At 49.8% G+C, this 15,850-nt stretch carries 18 protein-coding genes; 11 read left to right on the forward strand and 7 right to left on the reverse strand.

All coding sequences use genetic code 11. From position 1 onward, the window contains the following. Positions 1 to 121 precede the first annotated feature (121 nt). On the forward strand, positions 122 to 1,411 hold the full coding sequence (locus LCM31_RS00365) for a ribonucleotide-diphosphate reductase subunit beta (RefSeq protein ID WP_224866591.1): 1,290 nt from the start codon (positions 122 to 124) through the stop codon (positions 1,409 to 1,411). A gap of 137 nt (positions 1,412 to 1,548) precedes the next feature. After that, positions 1,549 to 2,679: a RelA/SpoT domain-containing protein gene (locus LCM31_RS00370; RefSeq protein WP_224866593.1), complete on the forward strand. Its 1,131-nt coding sequence runs from the start codon at positions 1,549 to 1,551 to the stop codon at positions 2,677 to 2,679. A gap of 183 nt (positions 2,680 to 2,862) precedes the next feature. On the opposite strand, the gene LCM31_RS16240 is transcribed toward LCM31_RS00370, so the two are convergent. Both LCM31_RS16240 and LCM31_RS00375 read right to left on the reverse strand, forming a co-directional pair. Further along, complete coding sequence (locus tag LCM31_RS16240; protein WP_263600879.1) at positions 2,863 to 2,994, reverse strand: hypothetical protein; 132 nt, start codon at positions 2,992 to 2,994, stop codon at positions 2,863 to 2,865. Positions 2,995 to 3,195: 201 nt separating this feature from the next. Continuing rightward, positions 3,196 to 4,116: a family 16 glycoside hydrolase gene (locus LCM31_RS00375; protein WP_224866595.1), complete on the reverse strand. Its 921-nt coding sequence runs from the start codon at positions 4,114 to 4,116 to the stop codon at positions 3,196 to 3,198. Positions 4,117 to 5,009: 893 nt separating this feature from the next. Between LCM31_RS00375 and LCM31_RS00380 the strand changes: the two genes are divergently transcribed. The 8 genes from LCM31_RS00380 (at position 5,010) to LCM31_RS00410 (ending at position 10,425) form a co-directional block, all read left to right on the forward strand. Continuing rightward, positions 5,010 to 5,495, forward strand: a complete 486-nt coding sequence (locus LCM31_RS00380) for a hypothetical protein (RefSeq protein ID WP_224866597.1) — start codon at positions 5,010 to 5,012, stop codon at positions 5,493 to 5,495. Between the two features lie 304 nt (positions 5,496 to 5,799). Next, entirely contained in the window at positions 5,800 to 5,922 is a 123-nt protein-coding gene (locus tag LCM31_RS16245; RefSeq protein WP_263600880.1) for a hypothetical protein, read from the forward strand. A 310-nt stretch (positions 5,923 to 6,232) separates the two neighbouring features. Further along, positions 6,233 to 6,952 carry a methyltransferase family protein gene (locus LCM31_RS00385; protein ID WP_224866599.1) on the forward strand — a complete coding sequence of 240 codons (720 nt, stop codon included), beginning with the start codon at positions 6,233 to 6,235 and terminating at the stop codon, positions 6,950 to 6,952. A gap of 125 nt (positions 6,953 to 7,077) precedes the next feature. After that, a complete protein-coding gene (locus tag LCM31_RS00390) occupies positions 7,078 to 7,893 on the forward strand; it encodes an NYN domain-containing protein (RefSeq protein WP_224866601.1) in 816 nt (271 codons plus the stop codon). Beyond that, positions 7,886 to 8,251 (forward strand): hypothetical protein, encoded by a 366-nt coding sequence (locus tag LCM31_RS00395; protein WP_224866603.1) that lies wholly within the window; start codon positions 7,886 to 7,888, stop codon positions 8,249 to 8,251. Before LCM31_RS00390 ends, LCM31_RS00395 begins: the two co-directional genes overlap by 8 nt. A 196-nt stretch (positions 8,252 to 8,447) precedes the next feature. Then, positions 8,448 to 8,933, forward strand: a complete 486-nt coding sequence (locus tag LCM31_RS00400; protein ID WP_224866605.1) for a YcxB family protein — start codon at positions 8,448 to 8,450, stop codon at positions 8,931 to 8,933. Positions 8,934 to 9,077: 144 nt separating this feature from the next. Next, on the forward strand, positions 9,078 to 9,635 hold the full coding sequence (locus LCM31_RS00405) for an NlpC/P60 family protein (protein ID WP_224866607.1): 558 nt from the start codon (positions 9,078 to 9,080) through the stop codon (positions 9,633 to 9,635). A gap of 109 nt (positions 9,636 to 9,744) precedes the next feature. Then, positions 9,745 to 10,425, forward strand: a complete 681-nt coding sequence (locus LCM31_RS00410; RefSeq protein WP_224866609.1) for a zinc metallopeptidase — start codon at positions 9,745 to 9,747, stop codon at positions 10,423 to 10,425. A 225-nt stretch (positions 10,426 to 10,650) separates the two neighbouring features. Here the strand turns inward: LCM31_RS00410 and LCM31_RS00415 are convergent, their stop codons facing one another. Beyond that, positions 10,651 to 10,983 (reverse strand): GNAT family N-acetyltransferase, encoded by a 333-nt coding sequence (locus LCM31_RS00415; RefSeq protein WP_224866610.1) that lies wholly within the window; start codon positions 10,981 to 10,983, stop codon positions 10,651 to 10,653. Positions 10,984 to 11,257: 274 nt separating this feature from the next. Between LCM31_RS00415 and LCM31_RS00420 the strand changes: the two genes are divergently transcribed. After that, on the forward strand, positions 11,258 to 11,761 hold the full coding sequence (locus tag LCM31_RS00420; protein ID WP_224866612.1) for a pyridoxal-dependent decarboxylase: 504 nt from the start codon (positions 11,258 to 11,260) through the stop codon (positions 11,759 to 11,761). Between the two features lie 319 nt (positions 11,762 to 12,080). On the opposite strand, the gene LCM31_RS00425 is transcribed toward LCM31_RS00420, so the two are convergent. From LCM31_RS00425 to sucC, 4 genes are all read right to left on the reverse strand, one after another. After that, positions 12,081 to 12,509, reverse strand: coding sequence for an MAPEG family protein (locus LCM31_RS00425; RefSeq protein ID WP_224866614.1), 429 nt, complete (start codon positions 12,507 to 12,509; stop codon positions 12,081 to 12,083). A gap of 149 nt (positions 12,510 to 12,658) precedes the next feature. After that, positions 12,659 to 13,120 carry a YccF domain-containing protein gene (locus LCM31_RS00430; RefSeq protein ID WP_224866616.1) on the reverse strand — a complete coding sequence of 154 codons (462 nt, stop codon included), beginning with the start codon at positions 13,118 to 13,120 and terminating at the stop codon, positions 12,659 to 12,661. Between the two features lie 674 nt (positions 13,121 to 13,794). Further along, the gene (sucD, locus tag LCM31_RS00435) at positions 13,795 to 14,667 is read right to left on the reverse strand and encodes a succinate--CoA ligase subunit alpha (RefSeq protein WP_224866618.1); all 873 of its coding nucleotides are present in this window, start codon (positions 14,665 to 14,667) and stop codon (positions 13,795 to 13,797) included. 2 nt (positions 14,668 to 14,669) lie between these two features. Then, positions 14,670 to 15,836, reverse strand: coding sequence for an ADP-forming succinate--CoA ligase subunit beta (gene sucC, locus LCM31_RS00440; RefSeq protein WP_010131884.1), 1,167 nt, complete (start codon positions 15,834 to 15,836; stop codon positions 14,670 to 14,672). Positions 15,837 to 15,850 lie beyond the last annotated feature (14 nt).

The raw sequence follows: 15,850 nt of genomic DNA on the forward strand, positions 1-15,850 counted from the left end.
ACCATAAGCGCCGCCCCGGTACCGGACCCAACAAGAGGTCCGGGCCGGGCGCCGGCCGCACACCACACACTTGCACGGACTGTTATGCAACAGCTCGTCACCCAAAAAAGGGGAAGAAGTCATGCTGAGCTGGGACGATATCGATTCCAAACCCGAACAGAAAGCGAAAGAACCGCAACCGATGCCGGGTGCACTGCAATCCGAGCAGCAGGCAGTCACCGAACCCAGCGCTAACTACCAGGTAGAGAGCGCAAGCAGTGCCCCGGCATCGACCGCGGCCCAGGAAGAAGGCGCAACCGTCAGCAGTGCAGCAGCCTCCTCCGCCGTGGAAGCCGCCCGTGCCGCGGTAAATGATCTGGACCCGGCCCCGGGCCTCGAAGAACTGGAAATGGGTGCAGCCCGTATCCAGGTGGACGAGAAGCGCATCATCAACTGCCGCGCCGACCTCAACCAGCTGGTGCCGTTCAAGTACGACTGGGCCTGGCAGAAATACCTCGACGGCTGTGCCAACCACTGGATGCCGCAAGAAGTAAACATGAACAAAGACGTGTCCATGTGGAAAGACCCCAACGGTCTGACCGAGGACGAGCGTCGCATCGTGGAATACTCCCTGGGTTACTTCTCCACCGCAGACTCCCTGGTAGCCAACAACCTGGTGCTGGCCATCTACCGCCACATCACCAATCCGGAGTGCCGCCAGTACATCCTGCGGCAGTCCTTTGAAGAAGCCATCCACACCCACGCCTACCAGTACTGTGTAGAGTCTCTGGGCATGGACGAAGGCGAAGTCTTCAATATGTACCGCGAAGTACCGAGCGTGGCCAAGAAAGCGGCGTGGAGCCTGTCCCACACCCAGTCCATCGGCGATCCCAACTTCAAGACCGGCACCCCGGAAGCGGACCAGGAACTGCTGCGCAACCTGATCGCCTTCTACGCGGTAACCGAAGGCATCTTCTTCTACTGCGGCTTCACCCAGATCCTGTCCATGGGCCGCCGCAACAAGATGACTGGTGTTGCCGAGCAGTTCCAGTACATCCTGCGTGACGAGTCCATGCACCTGAACTTCGGCATCGACGTGATCAACCAGATCAAACTGGAAAACCCGCACCTGTGGACCGATGCGTTCCAGCAGGAAGTCACCCAGATGATCCTGGAAGGTATGGAACTGGAAGTGGCCTACGCCCGCGACACCATGCCCCGCGGCGTACTCGGCATGAATGCCGCCATGATGGAGGAATACCTCCACTTCATCGCCAACCGTCGCCTGAGCCAGCTGGGTCTGAAAGAACAGTTCCCAGGCGCCCAGAACCCCTTCCCGTGGATGTCCGAAATCATGGACCTGCGCAAGGAGAAGAACTTCTTCGAAACACGGGTAATCGAATACCAGACCGGCGGTGCACTGCAGTGGTAAACCACTAAATGCATCGACTGTAGAAAAGGATTTACTACAAGAAAGAGTCGCTCACAGGAAGAGAGGTAATTAAGCGGGCGTAATGCCCGCTTTTTTTATAGTGCCAGTTACCATATTAATTGCGGAGAACTTAAAACTTGAGTGTTGCAGCATTTTCGGAAGCTAGAGAAACCAAACGAATGGCTCCAGAAAAATTAAAGTACTCGAAGAACGCTGTTCAGAAAGCTGGTAAAGATCTATTGAGAAAAAAGCTAATCAGAAATGATCCGCAACGCTTTAAAGAGTGCATGGAAATACTGTCAAACTGGAGAGCCTGCCATATATCTGCACTCAACGAAGTCACACGGCAGTTAGATCAACATTCAAAATCAGAGGATAGGAACTCAATTGTTGTCGCCAGATTAAAACGCACGCCCTCCGTAATAACGAAACTACAAAGAAACCCTAAGATGAACCTCGACCGGATGCAGGATATTGCCGGCTGCAGGTCAATAGTAAAAAACCCGAAAGCTGTCGAGAAAATTAAAAAAAAGCTGAAAAAGTCTTATGAACTGAGGGAAAAAGACTATATCTCAAACCCCAAATCTGATGGGTATCGTGGGATTCACCTGATAGGAAAACACAAAAATTCAGAAGACGGAAACGAGTATCAGGTTGAAATTCAACTTAGAACTCAGCTACAGCATGCATGGGCCACAGCCGTAGAAATCGTAGACCTTTTCACAAATCAAACCCTGAAGTCAAACATCGGGAAAAAAACTTGGAAGGACTTCTTCCTTCACGCTTCGAACCAATTTGCCAAACTCGAAAGGAAAAACCATGATAAAAATGCAAACAGTGAATCTGAACTCTCAAGGCTCGTAAATCAACTTAACATCTATAAAAAATTTGATGCCTTTCGGATTTCCCTCAAATATATCGAGCAGGCAACCCCTAAAAAACAGCATGCGTACGCACTAATAAAAATTGACACTAAAGAGACGAGGGGTAGCGTTAAATTTTTCATGGAAAGCAAATTTCTAGAGGCAACAGAAAATTACCTCGAAGGCGAAAAAGATTCTGCAAAGAATGAAAACCTCGTCGTAGCCTTAGTAAATGTAGCATCAATTGACAACCTGAAAGACGCTTACCCAAACTACTTTGCTGACTCTAGCCACTTCATAGAAAACCTGAGAAGGGTTGTCATTAGAAAACCAAACTGGATTACAAGAAAGCTTATGAAGTGGCTCGACTCTACAGGCCTTGTGGAAAGACCAAAAAATAATTAGCAGAAAACAGACCAAATTTTTAAAATAGCGACACAAATTAAAAGCCACTACCTTGCTATATCTTATATTTTAGAACCGAGAAACAGGCTTAGAGTGAAAGTCTGAAAACTCTAAGCTTGCCCCTCAGATAGCCCTACAACGTGTCTAAATCAAGGGGGTCGGCGCCTAGAATGGGGCCTTCGATCAACGCAGCCACCACCTGTCCGACATGCGGGTACCCAGTCCGATCACCAGTGTACCGCTAAAGGCGCTATAGTGAATCAGCAGCTTCTCAACTTCGGCGGCATATACCGTTTCACCGGCGGCACTGATCACGCTTTGATCGCAGCTCCGCAGCTCGAGCTGGCCATCCTACGGCACCGTGGAGCGGCCCTAGGTTTTTACATGGCACTCCCCAATGATGACAATAACGGTAGCAGCGATTTTCCGGATCTTCGCAATAGCCCACCAGGGTAAAGCTGTCCTCATAGGGAACACTGGCAATGGCACTAACAACGGCGGATGAAGATTAAGATATCATGACTCATCCTGAAATATTGGATTATGAAAATTTGGCGCTCTCAACTCAAAATTGTCAAAATCTACAGTTAAAGTCATGGGCTTATCGCTATAAACTTCGCCGTAGACGCCTATCATTCCAGAGAGTTTGCGCCTATCGAAAGCACTCCCCACCAACTTTCCATTCGCAAACACGTCGAGCTTTCCACCACTTGCCAAAATCGCCAAGCGGTTTTTTTCATTCACATTTAAAACCGGCGCATGGGTCCAACTTATTATATCGATATATTTAGGCTCAGCTTTTTCGTCATAATATTCGAATTTAAATTTCTGATTATTGGATATAGTGACTTGATACCTAGTATATTTAGATGCTCTAAATGCAAGGCCAGCCGAAAAATCATTCGAGCCATAGCTCCCTTTAAAATTAACATCTATCGCTGCATAGAAGTCTGAAAGAGGATCGTATTTAGAATACACAGTATAAGCTGTCGATGTACGAGTAGAATAGTCAACCCTCAAAACACCAGAGGCTATTGATGAGGTGTAATCTCCTTTTTCCCCGAATTCCTGCCCTAAATACCATTTATTTAAATCAGCACCAAAGTGATCATCAGCCACCATATTCCAAGAACTATGATCCGGGTAAAAACCATCAGCATCCCTATCAGAAAAACCATTAGAATCGTTATAGATATCACCTACATCAGAATTCACTCCACCGGCATCGCTTATATTAATTGTAGGTACGATATAAATAAATATTCCTATCGCCACCAAGAATCCACCAATAATGCCAGAAGCCTTCACACGATTATCTGGAATCGATAATTTCCCTGACACCCCACCAGAAACTGCCAAAACCAAGAAAATTATTCCAGCGCATACCATTATTGTGGGCAATGGTGTTCCAGCAAGCTCGCCAATTATCTCTTTCATCACCAAATGACTCATTAGTTATAGCAATAGGACAACTATTGAAACGACATTTTTAATACATGAAGCGGCTAAAATCTATGGTAGATTGAGAATAGCCAGAGTTATGGCGTTTATTTCAACTATGGGCAACTTTGAACTAAAATTACATTTAATCAATTCCTTCATATCGGCCCGACTTGAGCAAAACGCCACTCACGAACGATCAAAGGGGTCTCATTGATTTTGAGCCTGCCTGTACTTTTCCGATTTTCTATCCCCTCCGCCCAGTTTTAGCTTCTATCTGCGCCTTGAAACGATCATCAGCGAGCACACATGCTTTATTGGTTACATCACGAATAGCAAGCAAATCTCCGCCCGGCATCAGGCCACGAAAAAGTGCACGATACGCCCCCTGAAGCTCATCCTGAGCCTTCCCCTATTATCGATAAATGGCATGGTGCGACAGCAGACGGATAGGCTTACCCAAGGCATTACCACGATAGCTTGACCACGGGCATTCAAGGGCAAGGGAAACCATGCCAGCACACACCGGATTCAATTCGATATTGCGATATACCGTCAATAGATAACTCTCAACATTCACTAATTTGGACTTGCAAATCAATGACTCTTACCCATCGATTCCCACCCCAGCGATTCCAGTTTCAGTCACTGGATGGAGATAGGATAATGTGCTTGATTACAGCTGTGAACACTTATCCCCAACCCCCAATCATTCGCACTTATATTGAATACCGTTTGCAAGCTTTCGATAGGATAGATTATTCTCTGACGGGATATATTATAAAATTAGGGTTAGCTAGCCCATCAAGACAATATCGTTCTTTGCTTGGAATGGAATCCTATTAGCACATGCATTTATTCAAAATAAATTTAAAGGCAGGAGGCCTAGAGTGAACATAGAAGAATTGCTTAATGATTTCTCTACCGGACTAAAATCTGATCCTTTGAATATATCTGAACTTTCAGAAGAATTAGATATTGATGAGGATGAGGTTTTAGAAAAGCTATTAGAAATAGGTCTAATTCGCGAAAAATTTGACATCCACACTCATCAAAAGACGGCAACAAAAACGAAGCTGGGAAAGCTTTTCGAGGTTAAAAATGGATGGAATATTGTAGTCTCAGGAATAATCTCAAATTTCTATGAAGAAGAAATAGAGAGAAAAAGGTATGCACCTAATGTTCCACCAACAGACAAGACAACATCAGGACAGTACATTGACTCAGAAGAAAAGACCTGTAAAAACTGCAAAACAAAAAAAAGTGTAAGTTATTTCTATCCAAGCACTAGAACTTCAGGCGGCTATACAAAGTGGTGTAAGAGTTGCCTGGAAATCTACCAAAATAACCAAACAGAAACCAACACTATCGCCTGAATACTATTGGAGCCGATGGGAGATTCTAACGACGGTGTTAGCATTCTATTTAGATTGCGAGCTTAATGAGGGTGTTCAAGATTCTGTATCAGCCTGAAGATCAAAGGGGTCGAAGATCAAAGGGGTCAGAGTCATTGATTTTTAGCTTGCTTGTACTTTTCGGATTTCCCATCCTCTCCGCGCCCTAGGGGCTCGGATCTCCGCCCGATTTAATAAATGGGTCAGAGTAAAGTTCCGGCGCGCAAGGCATCATCTGTCCGCCACTGCTGATTGAGGACCGACAACAATATGAGCAAGAAGGCCAGTGAAAGATCTCGATATCCACAAGAAAATCACCGTTTTAATCGATGCGGGCAACCTGCGCAAGCCGTTGCTGGAAAGGGCCACCAGAGTCATCTGCCGAAGGGAGACAGTATGCCTGAGCTAATATCTTTAGGTGGATATCCGTGCCCGCATCAATATTGCAGTGCACTTAAATGAATCTACCGACCTAAAGCCCCTCGATCTCACCGAGGGCCGGGGCCAGCAGGAGACATAGTAAATAATTGGGGTCAGATCAACATTTTGGCACTGAACCACCCAAAACAGACATGCGCTATAAAGTTGACCCGCCCCAGTTATTGCACTCCGGTCGCAAAATAGCGTTTCCTCCGCGAGGTAGCCGACACTGTGCTTTGGCTGCTCCTACTATGGGCGTTAGGTGAAAGACTTACCCGCGTTTAGTTTTGGGGAATGACATGTCAGAGAAGACAGTGAATGAAGAGCCAGCGCAAAAAGTATCCCCTCGCCAGTGGATCAGATTGGTTGTGGTGTACCTCCTTATCCCGTTGGTTTTACTGATATGCGGTGGGGATCTCGGTTGGTGGCAGGCGTGGCTCTATTCCCTGCTGATCTTTGCCGCTGGTATAGGGGGGCGCATGTGGGCGGAACAGCGACACCCCGGATTGATAGCCGAACGGCAAAATATTGAAAATTTCCACAACGCAAAAGTCTGGGACAAAGTACTTGCTCCGCTGATGGCGGTGAGTCTCGTGTTCCCTATGGTTATAGTAGCGGGGCTGGACCACCGCTATCACTGGTCCCCCGAATTCCCGCTATGGCTGATCGTGATCGGCTTCACGTTAATCTTGCTCGGATACGCGTTCGCGGCATGGGCACTGGCAGAGAACCGCTTTTTCTTCAGCGTGGTGTGCATTCGGGCAGATCGAGGGCATGTGGTGTGTGACAGTGGCCCGTACCGGTTTGTGAGGCACCCAGGTTATGCTGGAAATATTTTTCCGCTGCTCGGGATTGTTCTTGCGCTGGGCTCGGTGTGGGCACTGATTCCTGCGGCGGTGGCAACAATCATCACAGTGATTAGAACCATACTAGAAGACCAGACGCTACAGGAAGAATTGCCTGGCTATCGGGACTATGCACGGCGCGTGCGCTTTCGGTTGATCCCCGGGATATACTGAGAGATCGGGGTAGTGGGTATCCCAAATTCGCATAATTGGGGGGGAGAGTAAAATTTTGAGATATGAAATATCCTTTACGGCACCCTGCTAATTGAGCACAGGAAACAACAAGAGCAAGGAACTCAATGAAAGATCTCGACGAGCACAAGAAAATCGCCGTACTGATTGACGCGGACAACGCCCAGTATGCCAAGGTAAAGGCCATTCTCGACGAGATCTCCGCGCACGGTCATATCGTAATCAAGCGTGCCTACGGCGACTGGTCCAGCGACTACTTGAAAAACTGGAAGAAGTCCCTCAACGAGCTGGCGATCCAGCCGGTTCAGCAATTCGCCTACACCACAGGCAAGAACTCTACCGATGCCTCGATGATTATCGACGCCATGGATCTACTCTATTCCAAGCGCTTTGATGCCTTTGCACTAGTTTCCAGCGACAGCGACTTCACCAAGCTGGCGTCCCGCCTACGTGAGGACGAGATGTTTGTGTTTGGCGTTGGCGAGCGCAAGACGCCTATTTCCTTCCGCAATTCCTGCGATGACTTTATCTTTACCGAAAATCTAGGTAGCGATGAAGTAATTACCGCGGCTAAGGCTACTGATAAACCCAAAGAACAAGAAGCAAAGGCAAGTCTCAATGACCCCAGCGAATTGATCCCGCTATTGACCAAGGCTTGGGAGCAGTACCAAGATGACAATGGCTGGGCCAACGTATCCGTCGCCGGAAGCTTCCTGAAGCGCTCCATGCCCGACTTCGATCCCCGCTCATACGGCGCGTCCAAGTTTTCGCAACTACTGGAGAGTCTGAAGGGAAAGTTGGAGATCACCAAGAAAAAGGGCAATGGCAACCAGATCGCGTATAAAGTTAAGCCCAAGAAAAACAAATCAAAGAGCAGACCTCAAGTAAAGGGTCAGAAGATGAGCGCCGAAGAATATGCATGAAATCAAGGCCAACCTGCACCCCTGTAGGCACTGCAACGAAACAGGTACCTGCTCTAACGGGAAGGAAAGGGCGAGCTGCAATGCCTGCGCAAAGGGTCATGAACTGAGCAAGCGACAACGCTATTTCGGGCTTCCCTGTGCCGCTTGCAATGGAATTGGACAAGCCGAGCCGAAAACCGAAAGGATCAATAAAAGAGTAAAGCCTGTGTTAGCGATGGGCATAGTGTTTCTACTATTGATTTTTATGTTTGCTTTGGCGCTAACAGGAAATTCACACTTCCCCGAATTCCTGGCCTTCTCCGGAACACTGATTGGAAGTATTATTGCTTTCTACTTTACCCACAGCAAACAAGCATAAACTCCCATACTGACCAAATTGAGTGAGACAGCACCCCAAATTACGTGCGCTGACAATAGTGAAGGAACAACTACAAAAAACAGTCACTCACAGGAAGAGGGGTAATTAAGCGGGCAGATTGTCCGCTTTTTTATTTAAGAAATTCCATTTGGCGTCAGAGTTTCTGATAGACCAAAGAAAATAACGAGTAGTGCGAATGCAACCTTTTAAAACGCAATTCACCTTGTCACGGGATTACCTAGCGGAGTGTTATGACCAGTCTTCACTCTATGGAAAAAGCATCAAACCGAATTATCTGTTTCCCGTCTTGATGCTAGCCGCTGGTACCGGGACATTGCTTTATACCGAGCAACCCAAAGTATTGGGCTACATACTGGTTGCTTTCGCACTTCTGGAACTACTCCATATTCGATTTCGACGAGCCTGGTGGCTAGCTCGGCAGATGTTGGGTAAAAGCGCCAATAGCGAGGTGACGTTGACGATCGATGACGAGCGAATAACCACGCAAAGTGACCACGCACACACAACACTGTTATGGTCGGATATCGAACAAGTCGTTGATACCGAGTTAGGTTTGATACTTATCACCAAGTCCAGTGGCCAGCACTACTTGTCAAAATCGTTATTTCCCGATGGTCTGGTCGAAAAGATCAAGGATCGTGCAACAAGTGCTCGCGCTTAGGTAAAAATGCGCAAGCGCAGATTCCCGGCAGATCATGTGGTTCAGCCCACATTCAGTTAAAGCCGGTACGATGGTGTCATCCTAAAACCAAACTCGGCCGCCGCCCGCGGGCGCGGTTTGCTGTGCTGGCACCGATGTACCCTAATGAAAAGACGACTGCTGCTGCCCTGTTCCCTCGCGATCCTGACAACGGCCGGTTGCAGTACGGCCCCGTATCAGCATTCACCGGCAGACACCGCCAATCCCTCCAACAACCCCGCCAAAGAACATCCTCAGGCAGTAAAGCCATCCAAGCCATCCCCTTCACCTACCGAGCTCATCAAAGAAAGCTTGTACCAGCAGCACCAAGAATGGAAGGGTATCCCGTATCGGCTGGGCGGCATGAGCAAGCGCGGTATCGACTGTTCTGCTCTGGTCTACCTCATCTACCGCGATCACATGGGGATTGAGCTACCCCGCACCACCCAGTATCAGGCGTTGGCCGGAGAGTCCATCAAGCGCGCGCAACTGCGACCGGGAGATCTGGTCTTCTTTAAGACCGGCCGCCGCGGCCGGCACGTGGGAATCTATCTGGAAGATGATAAGTTTCTGCACGCGTCGGTCTCCAAGGGCGTCACCATCTCTCACCTAACGGATCACTACTGGAAAAGCCGTTATTGGCGGGCACGCAGGCTGGATCTAGAGCCTACTAATGGTTCTTGATTGCATAGGCAACAACAGCGCTAATTCGCCTTTACGCTGGAATAATCATCGGGGCACGCGTAGAGTTTTGGCATCTGCCCCAACTAGCTACTGAGCACGATAACCACAGATGCCTTACGTACTGATTACCCTGGCCATAGTCGCCCTTATCGTCGGCCCACAACTGTGGGTGCGCTACGTGCTGTGGCGCCACTCCACCGAGATCGGCGATATGCCGGGGTCCGGGGCGGAACTGGCCGAGCACCTGGTTGAGCGCTACGAGCTCGACGGGGTAAAGGTTATCAAGGCGGAAAAGAACCAGAACTACTACTCGCCTTCGGAAAAGGTCGTGGCACTGAGCCCGGACGTTTACCATGGCAAGTCGGTCACCGCGGTGGCGGTAGCGGCCCATGAGGTGGGCCACGCGATCCAGTTCTGCCGCGAAGAGCCCGTCTCTAGGCTGCGCGACAAGTATCTCGGTAAGGCCGGACAGATCCAGAAAATCGGCGGCTACATTCTGGTCGCCGCACCGATTCTCACCCTGCTGATCAAGTCGCCGGTGATCTTCCTGTGGATCGGGATTGTGGCGGTAATCACCATGCTCGCATCCGCACTCATGTACGTGGCAATACTGCCGGAAGAGTACGACGCGAGCTTCAACAAGGCCCTGCCGATACTCAGGGAGGGATACCTGCCGGAGCACCTGTTAGGCTCGGCACACAGCGTTCTGAAGGCCTGTGCGCTCACCTATGTGGCTGGCGCCCTGCTGGATGTGTTGCGGCTGTGGCGCTGGATACGCTTTATCCGCTAAGCACCAGAGAACCCCGCTTATCTACCAATAATCTGCGTTGGCAAATGCGGGCACACACTCGGTGCGCCCCTGCATTGCCGGAATCGAATTTCCATCCAAGGGTTGCCCCAACCAGCCAATTGGCTGGCTCAGAGGGTAAGGCGCCTGCACCAGTTCTACTCTAACTGGCACAAAACCTATCTTGGAATAGAATGCCGGATCACCGTAGGTGAAAACCAGATCCGTTTACCTTGCACGCAGTTGATCGAGCCCGAAACGAGTTAGCCCCTGCCCTACCCCTGTGCCCTGCATCTCGCTGGCAACGGCAACGGGGGATAGAAGAAACGCCTGCTGGCCATTTGGTACCGTCAGGCGGCTAAAAAATATTGCGCCGACAATACGCTCTCCATCCTTGGCAACACACCCAATAAGTGCATCCGCTGGCGTGGTTGTGATCAGACAGGAAACCAAACGCTCGACACTATGCCCTTCGGCCGCACCTTCTGACGCGGAAAAAACGCGAGTGAAGAGTTCGACGACTTCGTCGGTCGCCGTGGGTGCGAATAGTGAAAATTCCATAGATCCGACTTCTTCCAATCCATTTTGCTGGTAGCTATCACTATGGCAGCAACAACCTGAAGTTACTGACTAAACTCCTATTTTCCGTAATGGCGCCCGGAGTAAAACCTGGTGAGTTCTGCCGACACCCCCACAAAGTCCGCAACAAAGAAAGCCCTGAGCCACCACCCTCGGCCTACTTACCGCAATCCTCCTGCTGATTTACCACTTCCGCAAGCCAAGCTGGAAGCAACAAAAGCCGACTGCCGAGCAGCAATAGATCAAGGTAAGGACGATGAAGACACAATCCCCATTCGATGAATTCTTTGATCAACTGAATGAAGATATTCCCGATCACACCTTCCCACGTACAACCATGTCGGCCTTTGCTGCAGAGGCAACCGTAAACAGCGAAGCCTGGGCGGACGCAAAACCGGTGATGAACCTATCCTCCTTTGTTACCACTTTTACCGAGCCTGAAGCCTTCGAGGTATGGAAAAAACACTACCTGAAGAACTACATCGACCACGACATGTACCCCCAGCTGTTCGATATGGAGGGACGCATGGTGCGCTGGCTGCACGACTTGTGGAATGGACCGAAAGACGCAGAGCCGTTCGGGACCGCCACCATCGGCTCCTCGGAAGCCTGTATGCTGGCGGGGCTAGCGCATAAATGGAACTGGCGTAAAGCACGACAAGCCGCCGGACTGGATGCAAGCCGCCCCAACATTGTCACCGGCGGCAACGTGCAGATCGTGTGGAAAAAGTTCATGCGCTATTTCGATGTGGAACTGTAATCCCCCTGAAAAAAGAATTTACCAACTTCAATGAGTTCGACGTATCGTTCAAAGTGCGGGAAAAGGGATGGGTACTTTCGGCCTACTCCATGCCACCAAAAGCCGAGAGCGTAAACTCATTACGGATCGTGGTACGGCCTCACCTCAACCACAATGTAATCAGGTCCCTGGCCGAGGATATCATCCATGCCTGTGACTGGCTCAAGGAACACGGAGGCAACGCAACACCGCCCAAGCTACACAATCCGCACCAGAGCTCGGTAAGCAAATGCTGAAGCACCTGAGGCTATCCATCCCGCTATTCAACACTACTGTGTGACTAAGCAAAGGCAGCTCTGACGGCACTAAACACCAAAAACAATAGCGGAATATTGGACGCGACAAAGACTGCGAAACGCAATTCAATTTTATTGCCCAGCGCTTGCACTAGACTGTGGATAATCCGCAATGCCACATAAGCCCAAGCGGCATATAGGGTGAATCCGCTTGAAATCCCCATAACAGCGAGCGCGAGCACAACCGCATAAAACAGCGTTGGCTGCTCCATCAGGTGGTTGTAATTATCCGCCTTCCAACGTACTTTGGCAGGAAGCTTGGCCATCTGCTCACCATTGGGTGCCATCGGATCCATCTCTAACTTCATGGACATGATCGCCGGCACGCGGGTAACGTACATCCAAAGCCACATCACCATTGACCAAACAACCAAGGCTACAAGTGGCTGGATTAACTGGTTAGATATTTCCATATCGCTTCTCCAATCGTTCCTTAAAATGTGTTAATAACTATCTCATACACCCTGCACTGCTAAGTAATACGCACATCTAAACCTCCACATATAACCGCAGCCTATCTCTGTGCTGAATCCCATCTTCGATTATTGACTGAGGTCATTAGTTATGTGTGTCCACGCTTGCCAGCTAACACTGCACGCGCATTAGTTGCGCGTGCTGCCCACGCGACTTCTTTGGACACAATAGTTTTACCGATTGGAGCAATAGCAATGCCTGCCAATTTGAGGTGCTGCAGGCCAAAAGGTATACCAATTATTGTGATAAAGCAGACCAAAGCAGAGAATAAGTGGCCGATAGCCAGCCAGAGCCCACAAAAAACAAACCAGATGATATTTCCAATTAAGCCAAGGGGCCCGGTACCAATATCTTCTTTCCAAGTTAGCTCATTTCGGGCGATAGCCTCTTTTCCAAAAGGAAGGAACGAAAACAAGCCTATGACGAAGCAAGCTCTGCCCCAGGGTATTCCTACAATTGAGACAAATGCGATGATACCGAAAACCCACCAGGCAAGCCCCATGCAGAACCCGCCTAAGATAAGCCAAAGTAGATTCCCTAAAAGCCTCATTTCATGCCTCTATTACTGATTTTTCTAAAGCACACATAGCGCCCACGGAGGCCCGAAGGGCCGGGGTTTCATTGCCTGTGATTGTTATCCTAGCGAAGTTCAAACACATACAATTTCTTGGGCGTCCCCTCAAACGGAACCCAAACTTCTCTCACGCCTTTAAAATCGAGGACTGAAATTGAATCCTCGATAATTTTCTGCCCCAATATCAGGCCTTCTGAAAAAGTTGAATAAACACCACGCCAATTGCTAACTCATGAAAATAGATAGGAATAACGCTATGTGTATTCTCATTACTTTTACGCACTGAGCATAACCGTATTATTCATAAGCCCCCGGTCTATTGTTCTCAGACGTTTCTGTTCACCGGAAGCACAAACCGCCGGCGAGGACAATTTTCTTTTAATTCAACAAGTTACAGCGCACTTAGCGTTAGACAGAAACAGTAAAAGAGGCCTATAGCGATTGTTCCCGGGGATTTAAATGGCTCTTTTGTTATTTTACACAACCATATAAGTCAAAGAGTTAGCCTACTGCAATCAGGGAACACAAGCCATAGGCTACTGAACAAGGGGATCTGACGAAACCATGTACATTAAATATGCATTGGAAGATTTTTTACAGGCATAAAAAAAGCCACCCGAAGGTGGCTTTTTAAGAAAGAAACTTGCTGATTACCAGCCGGTTACTTCCTTCAGTGCGTCGCCGATTTGCGCCAGGGAACGTACGGTTTTAACACCGGCGTCTTCCAGAGCAGCAAATTTCTCGTCCGCGGTACCTTTACCACCGGAGATGATCGCACCGGCATGGCCCATACGCTTTCCGGGAGGAGCGGTTACACCAGCGATATAGGAAACCACCGGCTTGGTGACGTTATCCTTGATGTAAGCTGCCGCTTCTTCTTCAGCGGAACCGCCGATTTCACCGATCATTACGATGGCTTCGGTCTGCGGGTCATTCTGGAACATTTCCAGAATATCGATGAAGTTGGAACCCGGGATCGGGTCACCGCCGATGCCCACACAGGTGGACTGGCCGAAGCCGTGGTCAGTAGTCTGCTTTACGGCTTCGTAAGTCAGAGTACCGGAGCGGGATACGATGCCCACTTTGCCCGGCTTGTGAATGTGACCAGGCATGATGCCAATCTTACATTCACCCGGAGTGATAACACCCGGGCAGTTCGGGCCGATCAGGCGCACGCCCAGCTCGTCACACTTAACCTTGGCCTGCAGCATGTCCATGGTAGGAATGCCTTCAGTAATGCACACGATCAGCTTGATGCCGCCGTTGGCCGCTTCCAGGATGGAATCCTTACAGAAAGGCGCAGGTACATAGATCACAGATGCTTCCGCACCGGTGGCTTCTACGGCTTCTTTTACGGTATTGAAAACCGGCAGGCCCAGGTGAGTCTGGCCGCCTTTGCCCGGGGTTACACCACCGACCATTTTTGTACCGTACTCGATAGCCTGCTCGGAGTGGAAAGTACCCTGGGAGCCGGTGAAGCCCTGACAGATGACTTTAGTGTCTTTGTTAATCAGTACTGACATGATTATTTACCCTCCGCAGCTTTAACCACTTGCTCTGCCGCGTCGGTCAGGCTGGTGGCAGCGATGATGTTCAGGCCGCTGTCGCTCAGAACCTTGGCACCCAGGTCTGCGTTGTTACCTTCGAGGCGAACAACAACCGGGATAGTAACGCCCACTTCTTTCACTGCACCGATTACGCCTTCTGCGATCATGTCGCAGCGTACGATGCCGCCGAAGATGTTGATCAGAACGGCTTTTACGTTCTCGTCGGACAGGATGATTTTGAACGCTTCAACAACGCGCTCTTTGGTCGCGCCGCCGCCAACGTCCAGGAAGTTGGCCGGCTTGCCGCCGTGCAGGTTGACGATATCCATGGTACCCATGGCCAGGCCAGCACCATTTACCATGCAGCCGATGTTGCCATCCAGTGCTACGTAGTTCAGGTCCCACTTGGCTGCGTGCGCTTCGCGCTCGTCTTCCTGAGACGGGTCGTGCATTTCACGCAGGTCTGGGTGACGGTACAGAGCGTTACTATCGATAACGATCTTGGCGTCCAGGCAGTGCAGGTTCTTCTCTGGAGTGATGACCAGCGGGTTGATTTCCAGCAGGGCCAGATCTTTCTCTTCAAACATTTTCGCCAGACCCAGGAAGATCTTGGTGAACTGCTTGATCTGGTCGCCTTCGAGGCCCAGTTTGAACGCCAGTTCACGGCCCTGGTAAGGCTGTGCGCCTACCAGCGGGTCGATGATAGCTTTCAGGATTTTTTCCGGAGTTTCTTCCGCAACTTTCTCGATCTCTACACCGCCTTCGGTGGAGGCCATGAAAACGATGCGACGGGTAGCACGGTCCATCACCGCACCCAGGTACAGTTCCTGGTCGATGTCGGTGCAGCTTTCCACCAGGATACGGGAAACCGGCTGGCCGTTTTCGTCTGTCTGATAAGTTACCAGGTTGTTACCCAGCCACTTTTTCGCGAATTCTTCAATTTCCGCTTTGGAGTCCACCAGCTTTACGCCGCCCGCTTTACCGCGGCCACCAGCGTGTACCTGGGCTTTAACAACCCACTTGTCGCCGCCGATTTCGTCTGCTGCCGCTGCTGCTGCTGCCGGGGTTTCCGCTGCAATGCCTTGGGAAACCGGCAATCCGTATGCTGCAAACAGTTGTTTGCCCTGATACTCATGCAAGTTCATAGTCAATACCAATT

Origin of the sequence: Microbulbifer agarilyticus, assembly GCF_020171345.1 — a bacterium.
GTDB classification, from domain to species: domain Bacteria; phylum Pseudomonadota; class Gammaproteobacteria; order Pseudomonadales; family Cellvibrionaceae; genus Microbulbifer; species Microbulbifer agarilyticus_D.